This is a genomic window from Candidatus Krumholzibacteriia bacterium (assembly GCA_035268685.1).
In the GTDB taxonomy this organism is placed as follows: domain Bacteria; phylum Krumholzibacteriota; class Krumholzibacteriia; order JAJRXK01; family JAJRXK01; genus JAJRXK01.
The window spans coordinates 1-18,486 of record DATFKK010000111.1 but is presented as its reverse complement, the minus strand read 5'-3'; the positions used below and the strand labels follow the sequence as shown (position 1 = coordinate 18,486).

16 protein-coding genes and 1 pseudogene are annotated in these 18,486 nt (G+C 68.8%); 8 read left to right on the top strand and 9 right to left on the bottom strand.

Going from position 1 to position 18,486, the window contains the following annotated elements:
- Genes VKA86_10650 through VKA86_10635 form a run of 4 tightly spaced genes read right to left on the bottom strand, consistent with a single transcriptional unit; the run spans position 1 to position 3,371 of the window.
- Positions 1-576: a hypothetical protein gene (locus VKA86_10650; protein HKK71666.1), complete on the bottom strand. Its 576-nt coding sequence runs from the start codon at positions 574-576 to the stop codon at positions 1-3.
- Between the two features lie 13 nt (positions 577-589).
- Positions 590-1,831, bottom strand: a complete 1,242-nt coding sequence (locus tag VKA86_10645) for a glycoside hydrolase 100 family protein (GenBank protein ID HKK71665.1) — start codon at positions 1,829-1,831, stop codon at positions 590-592.
- Positions 1,828-2,601, bottom strand: a complete 774-nt coding sequence (locus tag VKA86_10640; GenBank protein ID HKK71664.1) for an HAD-IIB family hydrolase — start codon at positions 2,599-2,601, stop codon at positions 1,828-1,830. Before VKA86_10640 ends, VKA86_10645 begins: the two co-directional genes overlap by 4 nt.
- Complete coding sequence (locus VKA86_10635) at positions 2,598-3,371, bottom strand: PRC-barrel domain-containing protein (protein HKK71663.1); 774 nt, start codon at positions 3,369-3,371, stop codon at positions 2,598-2,600. The genes VKA86_10640 and VKA86_10635 overlap by 4 nt, the downstream gene beginning before the upstream one ends.
- A 192-nt stretch (positions 3,372-3,563) precedes the next feature.
- On the opposite strand from VKA86_10635, the gene VKA86_10630 reads away from it, so the two are divergent.
- Entirely contained in the window at positions 3,564-4,118 is a 555-nt protein-coding gene (locus VKA86_10630) for a hypothetical protein (GenBank protein ID HKK71662.1), read from the top strand.
- A gap of 10 nt (positions 4,119-4,128) precedes the next feature.
- Here the strand turns inward: VKA86_10630 and VKA86_10625 are convergent, their stop codons facing one another.
- Entirely contained in the window at positions 4,129-4,788 is a 660-nt protein-coding gene (locus VKA86_10625) for an OmpA family protein (protein ID HKK71661.1), read from the bottom strand.
- A 230-nt stretch (positions 4,789-5,018) separates the two neighbouring features.
- Between VKA86_10625 and VKA86_10620 the strand changes: the two are divergent.
- The 4 genes and pseudogenes from VKA86_10620 to VKA86_10605 all read left to right on the top strand — a co-directional run bounded on the left by VKA86_10620 (position 5,019) and on the right by VKA86_10605 (position 8,815).
- Positions 5,019-5,550 (top strand): annotated as a pseudogene (locus tag VKA86_10620) (FAD-binding domain-containing protein).
- 357 nt (positions 5,551-5,907) lie between these two features.
- Positions 5,908-6,354, top strand: coding sequence for a hypothetical protein (locus VKA86_10615; protein HKK71660.1), 447 nt, complete (start codon positions 5,908-5,910; stop codon positions 6,352-6,354).
- Positions 6,351-7,001 carry a thioredoxin-like domain-containing protein gene (locus tag VKA86_10610; protein ID HKK71659.1) on the top strand — a complete coding sequence of 217 codons (651 nt, stop codon included), beginning with the start codon at positions 6,351-6,353 and terminating at the stop codon, positions 6,999-7,001. Before VKA86_10615 ends, VKA86_10610 begins: the two co-directional genes overlap by 4 nt.
- Before the next feature lie 71 nt (positions 7,002-7,072).
- A complete protein-coding gene (locus VKA86_10605; GenBank protein ID HKK71658.1) occupies positions 7,073-8,815 on the top strand; it encodes an amidase in 1,743 nt (580 codons plus the stop codon).
- Position 8,816: 1 nt separating this feature from the next.
- Here the strand turns inward: VKA86_10605 and VKA86_10600 are convergent, their stop codons facing one another.
- The 3 genes from VKA86_10600 to VKA86_10590 all read right to left on the bottom strand — a co-directional run bounded on the left by VKA86_10600 (position 8,817) and on the right by VKA86_10590 (position 11,545).
- Complete coding sequence (locus VKA86_10600) at positions 8,817-10,334, bottom strand: NapC/NirT family cytochrome c (protein HKK71657.1); 1,518 nt, start codon at positions 10,332-10,334, stop codon at positions 8,817-8,819.
- Positions 10,335-10,437: 103 nt separating this feature from the next.
- On the bottom strand, positions 10,438-11,148 hold the full coding sequence (locus VKA86_10595) for a 4Fe-4S binding protein (GenBank protein ID HKK71656.1): 711 nt from the start codon (positions 11,146-11,148) through the stop codon (positions 10,438-10,440).
- 109 nt (positions 11,149-11,257) lie between these two features.
- Positions 11,258-11,545 (bottom strand): putative quinol monooxygenase, encoded by a 288-nt coding sequence (locus VKA86_10590; protein ID HKK71655.1) that lies wholly within the window; start codon positions 11,543-11,545, stop codon positions 11,258-11,260.
- 120 nt (positions 11,546-11,665) lie between these two features.
- Here VKA86_10590 and VKA86_10585 point away from each other — a divergent pair, with 120 nt between their 5' ends.
- The 3 genes from VKA86_10585 (at position 11,666) to VKA86_10575 (ending at position 16,934) form a co-directional block, all read left to right on the top strand.
- Positions 11,666-12,868 (top strand): hypothetical protein, encoded by a 1,203-nt coding sequence (locus VKA86_10585; GenBank protein HKK71654.1) that lies wholly within the window; start codon positions 11,666-11,668, stop codon positions 12,866-12,868.
- Between the two features lie 131 nt (positions 12,869-12,999).
- Positions 13,000-14,034 (top strand): hypothetical protein, encoded by a 1,035-nt coding sequence (locus VKA86_10580; protein ID HKK71653.1) that lies wholly within the window; start codon positions 13,000-13,002, stop codon positions 14,032-14,034.
- Positions 14,035-14,159: 125 nt separating this feature from the next.
- On the top strand, positions 14,160-16,934 hold the full coding sequence (locus VKA86_10575) for a PAS domain S-box protein (protein HKK71652.1): 2,775 nt from the start codon (positions 14,160-14,162) through the stop codon (positions 16,932-16,934).
- A 63-nt stretch (positions 16,935-16,997) separates the two neighbouring features.
- On the opposite strand, the gene VKA86_10570 is transcribed toward VKA86_10575, so the two are convergent.
- Positions 16,998-18,486 (bottom strand): FlgD immunoglobulin-like domain containing protein (locus VKA86_10570; GenBank protein ID HKK71651.1); only part of this gene is annotated, 1,489 nt, incomplete at its 5' end.

Sequence of the window (18,486 nt, the reverse complement as noted above, 5' to 3'; positions counted from 1 at the left end):
TCACTGCGCGCGGGCCTCGAGTTCCTCGAACACCCGCTGCCGCAGCCTCCAGACGATCTCGAGCAGGTGCTGATCGGTGGGCGACTCGAAGTCGTGCTCCGACGAGGCGACCACCGTCGTCCCCACCTGGATCTTCACCCGGACCGTCGTGCCCTTCGGCTGGACGGATCGATCCGTGCGCCGGTACTCGTCACCGCGACGGTGGTACTCGTAGACGGGTTCCTCGACGACACCGGCGCGGGCCTCGTCGGATTCCTCGCAGAACTGGGCCAGCAGATCGGCGATCACGCGGCGCTCCACCGAGACCTCGCCGCGGAGACGGGGCTGGCCCGGTCCGCGGAGATCGGCCCGGGCGGCGCCGTCCCCGTCGACGAGGATCGTGTCGGTGGCCCGGGCGGGCGCCAGCTCTCCGGGATCCGTGCCGGAGGGCGGGCCGGCGGCTCCGACGTCGACGAAGGTGATCTCGATCCGCAGTTGCTCGGCGGGAACGCGGTCGGGACACTCCGCGCCACCGGTGCGCGCCGCCGTGACCAACAGCAGCGTGAGCAGGGCGCGAACCAGGATCGATCGCTTCACGACAGTGACCTCCTCACCGCAGGATCGGCTCACCGCGCACCGCGTGCTCGCCGATCACGGCGGCGGCCGCACTCCACGCCAGGTCGCGGGTCCCGCCGGGCGTGTGCTGGGTGCCGTGCAGGAACTCCGGGAACGACCACGGCTCGCCGTCCTCGTCGGGGCTGCGGTTCGCCCGGTGGATCCCCTGCAGGTACGAGCGCGCCCGGTCGAGCTGGTCGCGGCGGGCGAGATCGGCCACGTGGAATCCGGTGACCAGCGGCCAGCGTCCCCCGTTGTGGTACTCGTGGGGCTCGTTCTTGAACTCGTAGGAGAAGGTGACCTGCAGTTCGGTCCAGTCCTCGTGGCGCGGCGTGATCACCGGGTGGAAGGCGGGCAACAACCACGAGTCGTCGGTGACCTCGGCGGTGAAGTCGTCCACGGTGCCACACTGCTCCTCGTCGGACACCCCGAGCAGCGACGCCAGCACGTTGGCGAAGGCGTCGAAGCGGTAGCCGTAGCCACCGGGCGCGAAGAAGGGAAGCCAGTAGCAACCCCGCCGGTCGGCCGAGACGTCGCGCGCCTTGGCGTACAGGACCTCGTGGTAGGCCTCGGGCGGGATCTCGTCGCCGTTCGGATCGATCCAGTAGTTCGTGCGGATGATCCGTTCCAGGCGTGTGGTGCGGTCGCACAGCTCGTGGTCGCGGCTTCCGTGGAGATGCTCGTGCAGGCGACAGAACTCGCGCAGGGCCTGCAGGTAGAGCAACTGGTCGTACAGAACGTAGCCGGCGTGTACGTATTCGTCGGCCCAGTCACCGGTGGCGGGCACGTACAACAACCCGCGTGAGTTGAACTCCCAGGCACCGAGGAGGAAGCGCACCGCCTCGAGGGTGGGCATGATCGTGTCGAGGAGCTCCTCGTCGCCGGTGCGCTCGAAGTACTGACCGCAGGCGACCGCGAACCACAGGTTGGCGTCGACGCGGCCGGTGGTACCACCGTAGCTGATCCGTTCGGTGCGGACGTCGACGTTGCTCGGGATCTCGCCGTGCGGCCCCTGGTGGGCGGCCAGGGTCTCGAGCGTGCGCCGAGTCGTGGCGATCAGGTCGTCCTGGCCCGACGCGAGGGCGGCCAGTCCGGCGATCGATCCGTCGCGGCCCCACACCCGGCGGTAGTTGGCCGTGTTCTCGGTCGCGGCCAGGAAGCCGTCCTCGGTGCTGCACGCCACGAGGAGCTCCAGGGCCCGCTCGTAGCCCTCGCGCGAGACGAAGTCGTCGCTCAAGAGCGCTCACCGCTCTCGGTCCAGGCGCGGATCCCCTCCAGGACTCCGCGCGCGTGGCCCTGCCGGGCCAGGTACGCACCCTCCGCCCCCACGGACTTCAGCTCGTCGTCGGCATTGCCCACGACGATGCCGCGGAATCCCGGCAGGAACAGTTCGCGGTCGTTGGCCGAGTTCCCGCTCACCAGCACGTGGTCGTCGGGAACGTCGAGCTGCTCGGTCAGGTAGCGCGCGGCCGAGCCCTTGTTCACCCCGCGGGGGACCACGTCGAGGTCGCGCCGCGAACTGTAGACGAGGTCGGTCGAGAGCCCGGCCTCGTCGAGCAGGTCCCGCAGTGCCTTCAACTGCCCCGGCGAGGCGTTCTCGAAGTAGTAGCTGATCTTGTACTCCGATTGCGAGGCCGCAGGCTGCGGCCGCAGACCGTCGACGCTCGCGAGCACCTCCCTCACCCGGTCGGCGCTCCAACGCTCGCCCGCCGTGACCGGCCATTCCTCGACACGATCGCCACTCGGGTACCATCGGATCTGCGTGCCCACTCCGCCGATCACCGCGATCGGCGCGGGCAGGCCCTCCTCGTGGATCGAAGCAACGACGGAATCGACGAACCGACCCGAGGCGTAGGCCAGGTCGAGCCAGGACCGCGCGCTCTCGTACCACGAGCGGAACTCGGCGAGCGCCTCGTCGTCGCCCAGCAGCGTGTCGTCGACGTCGCTGACGAGCAGGTGCCGCACCGGTGTCGATCGTTCGTCGGCGGCGGCGTCGGCGGGCTTCATCGGATCCCTTCCTCCTCGTCGGCGGTCCAGTACCGGGGACGACCGTAGAAGTCGTAGAGTCGTTCCTCGTAGCGGCGGTTCACCGGCGCGGTGGGGTCGAACTCGGGGCTCTCCTTCATCTTCTCCGAGGTGAGCTCGAGCTCGATGCGTTGACCAGCCCAGTCGATCGAGGCGATCCAGTCCAGCGCCACCAGGACCTTTCGACCGGGAAGCCAACGACGCGTGTCGACGACCAGGTAGCGGATCGTCCAGGTGTCGTCCTCGCAGGCGAAGTCGTGGACCTCACCGGCGTCGTCGTCGGTGCACGCGACCGCGTACCCGTTCACTTCGCGCACACTGCGCAGATGGGGATCGCCACCGTCGGCGGGCTCCCCGATGCGGCCACTCACCGGGCGCGAGCGCAACGGGGCCACGGGTGCCACCGAATCCATGGCACCGGGTGTCGCCAACCAGTAGGGCTGCCACCCGTAGTAGTCGAAGAGTTCGCTCTCCTTCTGTCGCGACACGGGCTCGTCCTCGTCGAGCTCCGGACTCTTCTCGATCTGCTCCTTGGTCAGGTCCAGGTCGATGGTCCGTTCGTTCCAATCGATGCCTTCGATCGCCTGCGGGGCGATCAGGACCGTACGGCCGGGGAGCCAGCGTCCCGTGTCGACCACGAGGTAGCGGACGATCCAGGCGTCGTCGTCGAAGTAGAAGTCGTGGACGCGGCCGACGTCGCCGTCGCGCGCGCGGAATGCATAGCGGGTCAGATCGTCGAGACTGCGGATCATGATTCGAACCCTCCTTGGGCGTTCGCACTACGGGAACAGTGCCCAGGAAGGCGCAGCACCGCCGAGGGGACTTCTGCCGGTGTGGCCCAAGGGAATTCCCCGATGCCGGCCGAAGGCAGCCCCGCCTAGGGTTCGGTGTGAAACGGCCGCGACGAGGCGGCCGAAGACCGTCCCCGATCGAGGTGATGATCCATGAGTGACCTCCTGGTCGCTGCCTTCGCCGGTGCGGTGGCCGTGGTCGCGCTCGCGTTCTCGTTCGTGTCGATGCGCAACAGCCGCGACGCCGTCCAGCGGATCGACAAGCTGGCCGAGGCCCCGCGGGTGGACGACGTCCATCTCCCGACACGCAACGGACACGACCTCACGCTGGACGACTTCCGCGGTCACCTCACCCTGCTGGTGACCCTTCCGGTGCGCGGCGTCGACCAGCGGGAACTCGCCGAACTCGCCCAACTGCGGCACCGGCACGGTCCGGAGAAGCTCGAGGTGGTGGCGATCCCCATCGGTACCGAGACCGAACTCGACATGACTCCCGCCCGCGAAGCCGGCGAGATCCCCGTGCTGGCAACGGCGGCACACCACCCGCTGGCCGACGAGGTCGAACAGACCTTCGGCCGCGTCGATGCTGCCTACACCAAGTTGCTGATCGACGAGCGGGGGCGTGTCGTCGCGTGCTTCGCGCCCGAGACCGATCCGCGCAGCGCCGAGTTGTCGCGCGCCATCCGCGAGGCCCTGGCCCCGGCCTGACCGACGTCGGTCAGTCCGCGATCCGCTCGGCCTGTGCCTTGAGCTCGTCATTGGCCATGATCGCGATCTCCACCCGCCGGTTCTCGCGCCGGCCCTCCGGCGTCTCGTTGCTCGCCACGGGCTGGGTCTCGCCGTAGCCCATCAGCGTGAAGCGCGTGGCGTCGACCTGCTGCCCGGCCAGGTAGTTCGCCACCGACTGCGCGCGGCGCCGTGACAGTTCGAGGTTGTAGTCCTCGCTGCCCTGGCTGTCGGTGTGACCCTCGATGAGCACGTTCGTGTCTTCGTACTTCTTCAGGATGCGCGCGAGTTCCTCGATGTTCGCACGGGCGGGACCTTCGAGCGTGGCCTGGTTCGAGGCGAAGAGGATCCCGGAATCGAAGGTGATCTTGATGCCCTCGCCGATGCGCTCGACCTCGGCACCCTCGATGTCCTGCCGGATCTCTTCGGCCTGCTCGTCCATGTAGTTGCCGATCCAGGCACCCGCGGCCCCGCCGATCGCCGCGCCCAGGATGGCGCCCACGGCCGTGTTGCCGGCCTTGTCGCCGATCACGCCGCCGACGACGCCGCCCGCGCCGGCGCCGATGATCGTGCCGGTGCCCTTGTTCGTGGCGCAACCGAGAGGAGCGGTAGCGACGGCGAGCAGCAGAAGGATCGAGATCGAACGCTTCACGGTGGGTCCTCCGGTGGAACGAGGGAACGAGCGCGAGGGGATCAGGATAGACAGACCCCGCGCCGCGCGCAGCACGAAACGCGCCCGTTGCATCGACGGCGCCGATCCGGGCGAATCGTTCCTCGACGCCCCCGGGAAGACTCACCATGACGGCTTCGATCGTCTGGTTCCGCAACGACCTCCGTCTCGACGACCACGAGCCCCTGCACCGCGCGCTCGACACCGGGGACCCGGTGAACAGCACGCAGTTCTCACCCTTCCTCGCGCAGGGATCGATCTCCGCCCGCCGCGTCCACGACGAGGTGCGGCGCTACGAGGCCGAGCGCACGACGAATCGCAGCACCTACTGGGTGATCTTCGAACTCCTCTGGAGGGACTTCTTCCGCTTCACCGCCGACCAACGTGGCAACGCGCTCTTCCGGCCCGAGGGACTGCGCGGGGAACGACGCGCGTGGAGGCACGATCGCGAACTGCTCGAGCGCTGGATCGACGGCCGCACCGGCGATCCCTTCGTGGACGCCAACATGCGAGAACTGGCGGCGACGGGGTACATGAGCAATCGCGGCCGTCAGAACGTGGCCAGCCAACTGGCCCACGACCTCGGGTTCGACTGGACCTGGGGCGCCGAGTGGTTCGGGAGCGTGCTGATCGACTACGACGTCCCACTCGAACTGGGGGAACTGGGCCTACGTGGCCGGCGTGGGCAACGATCCGCGCGTGGGGCGTCGCTTCGACACCGCGCGGCAGGCCGCCGGGTACGACCCCGACGGTGCGTACGTGCGCCTCTGGGCGGAGCCGGCACGACCCTGAGATCGGGCGGGCTTGCCCGGACGTGGCCCGCCCCCTAGGGTGTGCAGTCACCCCCCTCGTCCCGGCATGCACACACGATCCACGACGTTCGCGCTGCTGGCCCTCCTCGCGATGCTGGCCGCGACGGTCGCAACGGCCGTCGCCCAGTCCGACGAGCGCCCCCGCCGCCCTTCGGGCCTCGCGCCCACCTGAGTCGGCTGACCCGGCGAGGGCGCACCGCTCCGGGGGAGCGGCCAACGATTCGCGTGGGAGGTCTCGGCCCGCTACGTCGACATCGAAGTCGACCGGGCGCGGTACCGCGGCACGCTCATGCACCGCCTACACCGGCGCCTGAACGTCGGCATCGAGTGGAATCCGGGTGAGAGCGAGATCGGCCCCCTCGCGAACCTGTTCCTGCTGACCGAGTCGCACACCCGTCCCGCCCTTTCGCTCGGCACGAGTTCCGATCGCATCGGCACCGACGAGGGCGAGACCTCGGTCTACCTGACCGCCGCCAAGAGGTGGCCGTCGCCGCGAGTTCCCCTTTCGGGCTACGTGAGCCTGAACTGGTCGGAGGCCGACGAGGGCTTCAACGTGCCCTTCGGCGGAACTCTGCACCTCGGCGAGCGTTTCGACGTCCGTGCCATGTACGACGGCGAGCGCACCCACCTGCTCGGCAGCGTCAGCGTGGGGCGCTTCAGCGTCACCGCGCTGTGGGTGTGGCTCGAACACGCCGGCGTGTCGGTGTCCACCGGTTTCGGAGGAGAGAACCCGTGAAGCGCAGCCTTCTGTTCCTGTTCCTGCTCGTCGCCCCCACCGCGGCGGCCGACTGGCCCGCCGACCTGCCGAAGGAGGGCGAGTGCGTGGTGTGCGCGCGCCGCGGGGCCGATCACGGCGCCGAGCGCCTCGTCGACTGGCGCGAACACGAGGGCGACCACTTCGGCTTCTGCTCGGAGGGCTGCGCCGAGGCCTTCGACCAGATGCCCACCGGCTACGCGCCGCCCGTACTGCCGCGCCCGGCCCCGGACTTCCGCTGGTCGACGCTCGACGAGGACGCGATCGAACCGACCGGCCAGAACGCCCTGCTCGTCGACTTCTGGGCCACCTGGTGCACTCCGTGTCTGAAGGTGATGCCCGAGCTCGACGCCCTGGCGCGCGAATTCGCCGACGCCGGCTTCGGGATCGTCGGGGTGTCCATCGACGAGGACCGCGACGATCTCGAGTCCTTCCTCGAACGCCGACCGGTGGACTACGCGATCGTCCACGACGGCGGCGAGGATCCCGCATGGTGGACGTTCCGCGTGCCAGCGATCCCCGCCGCCTTCCTGCTCGACTCCGAGGGCCGGATCGTCGCGCAGTGGAACGGGGAGATCGACACCGACGAGTTGCGCACCCGGGTCGAGGAGCTCGTGGCGAAGGACTGAACGCTGCGTTGAGCCGGTCGAGCCGGCGCCGTATGATCGCGCGCACCGTCCCTCGCCCGGAGCGCGCCGCGATGAATCCGAACCCGACCACGTCCCGCCGTACCTTCCTCGGTCGCACCGCGGCCCTCACCCTGGCCGCCGCGCTCGCACCCGATCTGCTCCGCGCGCAGGCCGAAGAGGAAGCGGCCGACGAAGCGATCGCGGCCGAGGTCATCCGCCGCGCCGAGATCCTGGCCGGACTCGAGTTCACCGACGCCGAGCGCGAGCTCATGCGCGAGTCGGTGACCGACCAGGTCGAGAGCCTGCAGACGATTCGCGCCCTGGCGATCCCGAACGAGGTCCCACCCGCCCTGGGCTTCCGCCCGCTGTACGACGACCCGGAGAAGGTCTCGTACGTCTCGGGCTCGGCGAAGAACCGCGCCCAGGACCCGGCCGAGACCCTGCGCGGCGCGATCTTCGGCGATCGTCCGCGCACACCGCCGACCGACGAGATCGAGCTGCTGTTCTCTCCGATCGAGCACCTGTCGGAGTGGATCCGTCGTCGGCAGCTGAAGCCGAGCGATCTGGTCGAGGCGTCGCTGGCCCGACTGGTGGAACTCGACCCCACGCTGCACTTCGTGATCGACCGCACCGCCGACCGCGCCCGCGAGTTCGCGGCCGTGCTCGACGAGGAGCAGCGCGTGGGCAAGTGGCGCGGTCCGCTGCACGGCATTCCCTACGGCGCCAAGGACCTGCTCGCCGCGCGCGGCGCACGCACCACCTGGGGCGCGAAGCCCTACGAGACCCGGACCTTCGACGACGACGCCGAGGTCGTACGCCGGCTGGAGGAAGCGGGCGCGGTGCTCGTGGCCAAGACCGCGGTCGGCGCGCTGGCCTGGGGTGACGTCTGGTTCCGCGAGACCACGCGCAATCCCTGGAATCCCGAGCAGGGCAGCAGCGGCAGCTCGGCGGGCAGCGCCTCGGCCGTCGCCGCCGGCGCCCTGCCCTTCGCGCTCGGTACCGAGACCCTCGGGTCGATCGTCTCGCCCTGTTCGCGCTGCGGCGCCACGGGACTGCGCCCGACCTTCGGCCGCGTGCCGCGCACCGGCTGCATGGCACTCACCTGGAGCATGGACAAGATCGGCCCCATCGCCCGCAACGTGCAGGACACGGCCTTCGTGCTCGAGGCGATCCACGGGGCGCACGAAGGGGATCCCGAGTCGGTGACCGCACCGCTCGACTGGCGCGGGACGTCGGATTTCTCCATGCGGAAGCTTCGCTTCGGCGCCGCCGAGGAGAACTTCGCCAACGACTACGAGGGTGCCACCTTCGATCGCGCGACGCTCGACGTGCTCCGTGACCGGGGCATCGAGTTCGAGCCGATGACCTTTCCCGAGATGCCGGTGGGCGCCATGCTGGTCGTCCTGCAGGTCGAGGGCGCCGCCGCCTTCGACGAGCTCACCCGCACCGATCGTGACGACGAACTCGTGCGGCAGGTCGTGAACGCCTGGCCGAACGTGTTCCGCGCGGCGCAACTGGTCCCGGGGGTGCAGTACGTGCAGGCGCAGCGGGCCCGCACGCAGCTCATGCGCGCCTTCGAGGACGCACTCGGCGACCTCGACGGCTACGTCGCCCCCGCGTTCGCCGGGCCGTCACTGTTGATCACGAACCTCACCGGCCACCCGTGCGTGGTCCTGCCCAACGGATTCCGTGAAGACGGAACTCCGACGAGCATCACCTTCATCGGCCGCAACTACGGGGAACCGGCGATCGTCGCCCTGGCCTCGATCTACCAGGGCGCGACCGACTTCCATCTGAAGAGACCTCGACTCTGATTCAGGGCGCGTGGCACTCCACGCAGCTCATGTCGCGCCAGAGCTCCCCGATGTCCTCGGGGTGCTGGAAGTCCACGCCGACCAGCGACATCATCTGGTCACCCTGCGGCGGCTGCTCGGCCAGGATCACGTGGCAGGCGTTGCAATCGCGGGTGAGCGACTCACCGGCCTCGTTCACGTGGTCACCGTTGTGGCAGCGGAAGCAGCCGGGCGCCCACATGTGACCGGTGTTCTCGGGGAAGGCCTTCCAGTTGGTCTTCATCTGAGGGAAGTAGTTGACCCGGTAGATCTCCTGGATCGCGCGGACCGCCGGCGCGACCAGTCCGGCGTGGTCGGCGTCGGCGTATTCGTCCCGGAGCGTGGTCTCGATCACCTCCAGGGCCTCGTCCTTGGACTGGTACTCGTCCTCGAGGATCTCCACCCCGAGCCCCTTGATCCCGGCCAGATCGGTCGAGATCTCCCCGCGGGCCATCGCCGCGTTCATGGCGACCTGGGGCGGCAGGAAGCGGTGTGACGGCCGGTTGTGGCAGTCGATGCAGTCCATCGAGCGCACCTCGCCCTCGGGCGGCTCGTCGTGCGGCAACCCACTGCCCTCGCGCACGTAGGTGCTCACCGAGCCGTCGAGCCGGGTGACGCGGAACCAGTCGATCTTCTGGCGGCGCTCGTCGGCGGCGACGTACTCGATGTCGTTGGCGATGTTCATGTGCCAGTGGATGCCCTCGCGCGGGCCCTCGCGGCCATCGCCACCGCCGACGCGGAGCATGAGATCGAGCCGGGTGTGGGAGTTCTCCTCGTCGGTCAGGTAGTAGTTGCGCGTGATGTAGGTGTCGCCGAAGAACTTCTGCGGCCAGTGGCAGTTCTCGCAGGTGTCCTGCGACGGGCGGAGGTTCTTGATCGGAGTGTGGATCGGACGCGGGTAGACGTCGGCGGCCACCGCGTACACCTGGTACGCGCCGCTGATCTTCGACCGCACGAACCACTCGGCGCCCGGACCGATGTGGCAGTCCACGCACGGCACGCGCGAGTGGGCCGAGTGCTGGTAGGCCGTGTACTCCGGCTCCATGACCGTGTGGCAGACGGTGCCGCAGAACTCGTTGGTCTCGGTGTACTCGTAGGCCTTCAGGCTCCCGAAGGCCGACAGGCCGAGGAAGACGACCGCGGCCGCGGAGATCCACGCCAGGGCCCGCCGCTGGCGCGCTGCGTTCAGGTCGAGGACCGGCCAGTGGGCGTCGTCCTCGCCGCGGGCGCGGCGCCGACGCTCGCGGAGCGCGCCGAAGATCGCGACCACGATCCCGAGCCCCATGAACACCGGCAACACCACGAACGTGATGATCCCGAGGTAGGGGTTGTGGCTGCTCGAGGTCATCTCGATCGCCATGAGCAGCAGCGTCACCACGAAGGAGACGCCGGCGATCCAGAGGCCGACCACGGAGATGGGATTGGCGAACAGCGAGATGGTCGAGCTGCGCCGGCTACCGCCGCTCCCGTGGTCGTTCGCGCGAGGAGACTCGTCGTTCAAGAGGACACCTTCCGATGATGCGTCGAAACCAATTCCGGTATGGTAGGAGGGAGGATGGCGTGGACATAGTGTGATATCGTGTCCTGTGAAACGCGCGACAGCTTCAGAGCCTCGACGTCTCGACCCGCTCGCCACGCGGATCGAGCGTGTGGACCTCGATCGGCACGTCCGACCCCACACGCGTGCGTGCCGCCCGTGCAGCTTCGAGAAGACCGCCGCAACAGGGCACCGTCATCCGTGCCACCACGACCTTCCGCGGTCGCGCCTGCGCCAGGATCGCGGCCAATCGGGTCGCGATCTCCGGTAGGTCGTCGAGCTTCGGACACGACACCGCGACGGTCCGCTCGCGTAGGTAGTCCGCGTGGAAGTCGGGGACCGCGAACGGAACGCAGTCGGCGCAGAGCAGCAACTCGCTGTCGGCCAGGTACGGCGCCGCGGGATTCAGCAACCGCAACTGGACCGGCCACTGGCCGAGTTGGCTGGTGACACGGTCCGAGCCGCGACCGGGAGCCGGCTCGCGCTCCAGTTCCTGCGCCGCCGTTCCCGGACACGCGCACGGCGCGGGTGCGAAGGGGCGGGTGGAAACGCGGGCTGCGACCGCCGCTTCGTCGAAGGCCACGGCATCGCGTGTCTCGAGCGTGATCGCGCCCTGCGGGCATTCCCCGAGACAATCGCCCAGCCCGTCGCAGAAGCGATCGTCGACCAGACGGGCCTTGCCGTCGATGATCTCGATCGCGCCTTCGTGGCAGGCGGGGACGCACTCCCCACAGCCGTCGCACGCTTCTTCGTCGATCCGGATGACCTGGCGGAGCATGGCGGACCTCGCGGCCTTCGGGACTAAATTCGGATACTCACGTCCACATAAGAGCCCCGAGACCGCATCCGCCATTTCGATTTCGAGACCTCCGGACGGCCGTCCGGGATCAGCCCACGGGCTCCAGCTGCAGGATCCGCGACTCCGCCACGAGTTCCTCCGACCGCGTCGTGAACTCGCGGATGTGCGGTGACCGCATGTGGGCCTCCCAGTACGAATCCGCACTCCAGATCTCGTGGAAGTGGAAGAAGCCCGGCTGCTCGAGCGATCGGTGCAACTCGTACACCTCGCATCCCGACTCGGCCCGGGTCGGGAGGATCAGCATCTTCAGCGCCGTCTCGAGTTCGGCTTCCATGCCGGGGCGCGCCTGGAACTGGGCCACGATCGTCAGGGCCATGGTCGAGCTCCTCGGGGGGGAGAAGGCGAAGCAGCGGCGCCGTCCGCCGATCCTCGCGTAGACTGTGCGGCGCAGTGTAGCCGAAGTCCAAGCTCCCGACCCCCGCGATCCCACGGCACGATGCGATCACTCCTGCTCACACTCGCCACCGTCGTCGTCCTCGCTCCTCCCGCCGGGGCGCAACCGACGCGCTTCGACGCTCCGGCCGACCTCTTCTATCTGCACCCGCTGGTGAACTACTCGCTGCCCCTGCGCTGGCAGGCGGCGTGGGAACGCCATCGCATGAGACACGGCGGACTCCAGGCCACCATCGGCAGCATCTCGACGAACGACCTCGCCACGCTGGTACGGGTCGAGGCAGCCGAAGCGGTCGGCGACCACTTCCGCTTCCTCTACCGTCTCGACTGGACCGCCAGCCCCCACCTCGACGGTCCGGAGCGGCAGAACTGGTTGGGAATCGAGGTCGGCAACCTCGCCACGCCGTGGGGTCGCTTCGGCGCCGAGATCGTCACACACCCCACCTCGGACAAGGCAGACCTGGACGTCGTCCCGGGGCTGGTGTGGACGGACGCCTCGCGCCGCAACTACCTGCGCGCCGGCTGGCGTCGCGACGACTTCCTGTACGGGGAGAAGAACGACCTGGACGCCACCCTGGAGGAGGAGGCCGACGGCCCCACCTGGGCCGCCCACTTCGAACGTGGACGGTGGAGCGTTTCGAGCGAAGGGACCGTACTCAGCCCCTCCGAGCGGCGATTCCCGGATCGGTCTCGTTCCCCCGACCGCGCCTTCCTGCGGCGCGAACGCAGCTGGTCGAGTCATGCCCTCCGCTACCGCGAGACCGGACGGATCGTCGAACTGCGCGTCGAGCACCGCGACTTCGAGGAGCTCGACGCCCCACCTCCCGGCGTCGAACCCACGCCGGGCCATCGCCAGGACAGCCGCTGGCGTCACGTGCGCCTGGCCTGGGAAGAGGATCTGAGCCGGCACTGGAGGATCCGCGGCCAGCTCCACGCGATGGAGTACGAGAACGACCTGGGCCGCATCACACACGACCGCGACGAGTTCCTGGGCGGCGTCTTCGTCGAGCGGTCCCTCGGTGGCGGTCACTGGATCGACCTCGGATGGATGGGAACCGACCACGAGTGGACCACCACCCCGGCCTCCGACCTGTACGGGCCCGACCGCGACGCCGTCGCCGCGAAGCTCTCCCTGGGGTGGACGCTGGCGTTCGACGACCGCGGGTGGTTCCGTGCGCTGATCAGCCACGAACCCGACCCCCAGGACTTCGGCGGTGCGAACGTCCAGGCACAGGTGCGTTTCTGACCACGCGATCCGCCGGTGTCCCTTCCCGACGATCACCCACCCCTGCCTGGGTGACGGCCCCGGCGTACGAGGTCGCGGGCTCTGCGAGTCTGACCGGACACGTTCCGTATCGTCCTCGGAGGCTGTCCGTCATGAACACGCGCTCGGCATCGACGTTTCTCGCCGTCCTCTTCTGTTCGCTCGTCGTCATGACCGCCGGCTGCGACGACGACGACGACGGCGGCACCGGTCCGACCCCCGACGAGGTCCCCCAGCAGTGGCAGGGCGTCTGGGAACAGACCACCACCACCTCACCCTGCGGAGACGAGCCGGCGAGACTGCTCCTGCGCTCCACGACCGTCGACACCGTCCTCGTGTGCCCGGACCAGACCCATCTCTTCGAGCAGTTCGACGAATACAGCGACCAGTGCACCGAGACCTGGAACGGGCGCACCCTCTTCCTCTCGTGCGACGGAACCACGGACTTCGGTGAATGCACCATCGGGTTCTCCGCCGAGGTCGAGGTGGCTCTCGACGACGACGCGAACTCCTACGCGTTCACCGGGCACTACGACTTCACCACTTCCCTCGAATGCGGCGATCTCTTCGATCGCACGTGCGAGGAACTCGTCGGCGACGCGATCCGCATCTCGGACAGCATCGCCGGGTGCGACACCATGGGAACACAGCCCCCATTGGGGGAGTTCTCGATGACGATCGAGGACAGCGACGGTCTGCCGTCCCTGTTGCTCGACGAACGCATCGTCCAGGTGGCCCGCTCCTCCGGCGGCGCCTGGACGATCACCGGCCGCAACTTCCCGCCCGGACCCACACAGAGCGTGGTCCTGACGATTCCCGACGACGCACCGGTCGGTGTTCCCTTCACGCTGTCGCTCGGCGATGCGGAACCGGCGGCGACCCTGGTCTACACCGAGGAACGCAACGACGGCATGTGGTCCCTGGTCGGATTCGACGGCACCCTGACCCTCGACCGGGCCGACGACGAGAGGATCCTCGGGGCGCTGAGCGGCCGCGGCGAGATGCGCGACGCCGCCGGGGCCGCGACCGACTCCGTGACGGTCGCGGGAAGCTTCGACCTGCAGGTCGACACCGTCGTCCCACCTCTGCGCCGGGCGGTGCGCGATCGGATCCTGGGTGCCGTGCACCGGGCGATCGTGGGCCACTGATCCGTTCCGGCCGGATTCCGGGCTCAAGATCCGGAAAACCGTGACGATTCCACTCGTACGCGCCCGGTGACGGTCGAGTGCGGTCCTCTCCGCGCCGGCCACCCCCTTGCACCGGAGAACACGGCATGACGCGAAGCTCGGGTCCGGACGAGCGGACTCGCGATCGCTGGGACCAGACCGATCGCGAGGAGAGTCTCGAAGAGGGCACCTACCGCGCCCTCTTCGAGTGCGCACAGGACCCCATGTGGCTGCTCACGCGGGACCGCTTCGTCCGGGCGAACGCCGCAGCGGCCCGGATCCTCGGCTACGGCTCGCCCCGCGACGTCGAGCAGCTCCACCCCGGCGACCTCTCCCCACCCCAGCAGCCGTGTGGTGGTGAGTCGAAGACACTCGCCCGCCAGATGACCGACCTCGCCTACCAGGAGGGTTCCTGCTGCTTCGAGTGGACACACCAGCGCCGCGACGGCAGCCCGATTCCCATTCAGGTGAGCCTCACCCGGATCACCTATCGAGGGAGCCCCGCCCTCTTCTGCACATGGCGGGACCTGACCGATCTGAAGCGCGCGAAGGAGACGGTCGAGGACCGGGAACGGAACTTCCGGGCCTTCTTCGAGGGCATCCACGACGTGGCCGTCGTGACCGACCTCGACGGAAACCTCCTGTACGCGAACCGCCGCCTCGTCGAGCGTCTGGGCTGCGACCCGAGCCGCGTCGTCGGACTCCACGTGCTCGACCTGCACGCGCCCGAGCACCGCGACGAGGCCGCACGCATCTTCGCGGAGATCCTCCGCGGCGAGCGTGACCACTGCCCCCTGCCCCTCTACACCGCCGACGGTCGCCTGTGGCCGACCGAGTCCCGCGTGTGGTTCGGAACGTGGAACGGACGCGAGTGCCTGTTCGCGGTCTACAAGGACCTGAGCAAGGAACAGTGCGCCCGGAAGCGCTTCGAGCGCCTGTTCCGATCGAATCCCGCGGCGATGGCCCTGAACTCCGTCGACGACGGTCGGTTCCTCGACGTGAACGACGCCTTCGTCGCCCGCACCGGCCACCCGCGCGACGAAGTGATCGGCCGGACGGCCGACGAACTCGACCTGTTCGTGGATCCCGCCGGCCACCGGAACACGGCGGCCCGCCTGGTCGAGCACGGCCGGATCTGCGACGTCGAACTCGACGTGCGCACCCGGGACGGCCAGATCGTCCACGGATTGTTCTCGGGAGAACTGATCGACGAGCAGGGCGACGCCGAGGCCGTGACGGTGATGCTGGACATCACCGACCGCAAACGGGCCGAATGGGCGCTGCTCGAGCAGGGCGAACTGCTGCGCTCGACCGTCGAATCGATGGACGACCTGATCTTCCTCCTCGACGACGAGGACTGTTTCGTGCGGATTCCACAGATGCGGGTCGACCGCCCTCTCTACGCGGCGCCGGAGAACTTCGAGGGCCGTCACTACGGCGAGGTCCTGCCGCCGTCGGTGTCCGCGGCCCTTCGCCGGACGCTGCGGTCCCTGCGAGGCGATCGCAAGACCGCGAGCTTCGACTACTCACTCCCCATCGACGGTCGCGAACGCTGGTACAGCGCGCGCCTGTCGCCGCGGCGCGGCCCGAAGGGCGAGTACCTCGGCACCACGATCGTCAGCCGTGACGTCACCGAACGCGTCCGCACCGAACACGCCCTCCGCCGGGCGCACGAACGGCTCGAACGCAAGAACGCCACCGCCCGCCACCTCGCCGAGCAGGCCGATCGGGCGAACCGCGCCAAGAGCGAGTTCCTCGCCAACATGAGTCACGAGATCCGCACCCCGCTGAACGGGGTCATCGGCATGACCGACCTGCTCCTCGGTACCGACCTCGAGGACGAACAGCGCAGCTACGCCGAAACCGTGCGCACGAGCGGCGAGGCCCTGCTGAGCATCATCGGCGACATCCTGGACATCTCGAAGGTCGAGGCGGGCAAGCTCGAGCTCGAGGACGTCGACTTCGATCTCGGTGTGATGCTCCGCGACTTCGCGGCAATCATGGAGTTCGAGGCCGAGAGCCGCGGACTCGACTTCGCCTGCCGCACCGATCCCGCCACGCCCACGGCCCTGCGCGGCGATCCCACACGGCTGCGGCAGATCCTGGTGAACCTCACCGCCAACGCCTTCAAGTTCACCGACGACGGAGAGGTCCTCGTGGGTGTGGAGGCAGCACAGACCGAGGGTGATCACGTCGTCCTCCGGTTCCACGTGTCGGACACGGGTGTCGGAATCGCTCCCGCGGACCGGGATCGGCTGTTCGAGAAGTTCTCGCAGCTCGATTCGTCGACCACCCGCCGCTACGGCGGCACCGGATTGGGCCTGGCCATCTCGCGCGAGCTCGCCGAACTCATGGGCGGCGACATCGGCGTCGAGAGCACACCCGGGCGGGGGTCCACTTTCTGGTTCAACGTCCGCGTACGGACCCGGAACGAAGCGGACCAGGCGACCGAAGTCTCGCCCGCTCGTTCGACCGGCGAGGCCGAGGACATCGGCCACGACCAGACGGCCCTCGTCGTCGAGGACAACCCGGTGAACCAGAGGGTCGCCGTGGCCGCACTGCGGAAGCTCGGAATCCGCGCCGACGTCGCCGAGGACGGTGTCGAGGCGCTGGCATGCCTCCGCCGTCGGCGCTACCGTCTGGTGTTCATGGACTGCCAGATGCCGGTCATGGACGGCTTCGAGGCAACCCGGTCACTGCGGTCCGCCGAATCGGGCGTGCTCGATCCCGGGGTGACGGTGGTGGCCATGACGGCCAACGCCATGCAGGGCGATCGCGAGTCCTGCCTCGACGCCGGCATGGACGACTACGTTGCGAAACCGATCACCGTGGCCCGCCTGCGCAAGGTGATCGAGCCCTGGATCACCGGCGTGGAGGCCTGAACGGGCAACGGAGACGCCCCGCCGGAACCACCGACGGGGCGTCTGGTCAGGGCCACTCGGGACCTACTTGACGAGGGTCATCTTGTTCTGCCGCACATCGCCGGCCGCCGTCAGGCGGTAGAGATACACGCCGCTGGCCGCACCGATCCCGGAGTCGTCGGTTCCGTCCCACACGACACTGTGGCGACCGGAGGCCTGGACCCCGTCGACCAACGTTCGCACCAGACGACCCCGCACGTCGAAGACCTGCAGCTTCACCGGGCCCCGGCGCGGCAACGAGAAGGCGATCGTGGTGTTGGGGTTGAACGGATTCGGCGCGTTCTGCTCGAGCGCCACGCGGCCCGCCGACGGGGCATCGGTGGCGTCGGCCTCGACCCGTACGTCGTCCACCCACCAGCCCCATCCGTTCACGAACCCGTCGCTGCTCAGACGGAAGCGGATCAGGATGTTCGAGTCGACGGGGAACACGTCGGACAGCGACACCTCGCGCGTGCGCAGCATCGAGGCGTCTCCGGGCAGACTGTTGTTGTACGCACTGAGCCACACCGGATCGGCATTGGCGTCGTAGCCGTCGATCAGCGGCACCCAGTTCGCCCCGTCGATCGTGCCCTCCACCACCGCGAAGTCCCAGAACCCGAATTGGCCGAAGGCGGCCCCTGGCTCTCCGGGCTCGATCAGGGCGACCTCGTCGTAGACCAGGCGGGAGGACTCCAGGATCCGGATCGGTTGCGAGAGCACCGCCACCATCGACGCGGCGTCCGGATAGGGGTGCGGACTCTGCAGACCCGTTCCCTGGAACGACGCCGCCGTCCCGACGTCCAGTCCGTCGAGTCCGAAGTCGCTCCCGTCGTCGATCGACGTCGAGAACAGAATGGTCGGCGGATCGAAGACCTGGGCGTCGACCGAACGATCCACCGAGGTGTACTCGGTGCCGTCCTTCACGCCCCGAACCGTCACGGTCTTCGTCCCCGGTTGGGTCACCGGCACGAGGATCGACTCGAGCTGGCGCCGCTCGTTCGGACCGAAGCTGTCGACCACCTGCCCGTTCACGAGCACGTCGGTGCTGTCGTAGACCGAGCGGAGGTTGAAGTCCACGCTGAGCATGCCGTCGGGCCGCTGGGCGACGAGCTCGAGCAGCGGGTTGAACGTGAGCCCTTCCTCCAGCTCCGGCAGCGTGACCGACCAGATCCCGCGACCGTGCGTGCCGACCACGACCTCGTCCTCGACCACGCGCAGGTTCCAGATGCCCACCGACGGCAGTCCGCTGTCGGTCAGTGCCCAGGTGGCGCCGCCGTCGAGCGACTCGACCAGGCCGATCTCGGTGCCCACCCAGATCCGGTTCGTGTCGTTCGGAAAGACGACCAGGTCGTAGACGGCCACGTCGGGGAATCCGTTCGTGCTCGTCTGCGTGCCCTCGAACCCGCTGAGATCGGTCCAGGTGTCGCCCAGATCGGTGGTCTTCAGCACCTTGGGACGGCCGGCGAACGAGAACAGCGCGAAGGCGGTGTTCGGCTCGACCGGGTGCGTGGCGATCCCCGAGATGCGCCCGAGG

Coding starts and splice junctions, on each gene's coding strand:
- VKA86_10640 (HKK71664.1), bottom strand. CDS start 2,601: ATGAAGCCCGCCGACGCCGCCGCCGACGAACGATCGACACCGGTGCGG.
- VKA86_10635 (HKK71663.1), bottom strand. CDS start 3,371: ATGATCCGCAGTCTCGACGATCTGACCCGCTATGCATTCCGCGCGCGC.
- VKA86_10630 (HKK71662.1), top strand. CDS start 3,564: ATGAGTGACCTCCTGGTCGCTGCCTTCGCCGGTGCGGTGGCCGTGGTC.
- VKA86_10615 (HKK71660.1), top strand. CDS start 5,908: ATGCACCGCCTACACCGGCGCCTGAACGTCGGCATCGAGTGGAATCCG.
- VKA86_10605 (HKK71658.1), top strand. CDS start 7,073: ATGAATCCGAACCCGACCACGTCCCGCCGTACCTTCCTCGGTCGCACC.
- VKA86_10595 (HKK71656.1), bottom strand. CDS start 11,148: ATGCTCCGCCAGGTCATCCGGATCGACGAAGAAGCGTGCGACGGCTGT.
- VKA86_10590 (HKK71655.1), bottom strand. CDS start 11,545: ATGGCCCTGACGATCGTGGCCCAGTTCCAGGCGCGCCCCGGCATGGAA.
- VKA86_10585 (HKK71654.1), top strand. CDS start 11,666: ATGCGATCACTCCTGCTCACACTCGCCACCGTCGTCGTCCTCGCTCCT.
- VKA86_10580 (HKK71653.1), top strand. CDS start 13,000: ATGAACACGCGCTCGGCATCGACGTTTCTCGCCGTCCTCTTCTGTTCG.
- VKA86_10575 (HKK71652.1), top strand. CDS start 14,160: ATGACGCGAAGCTCGGGTCCGGACGAGCGGACTCGCGATCGCTGGGAC.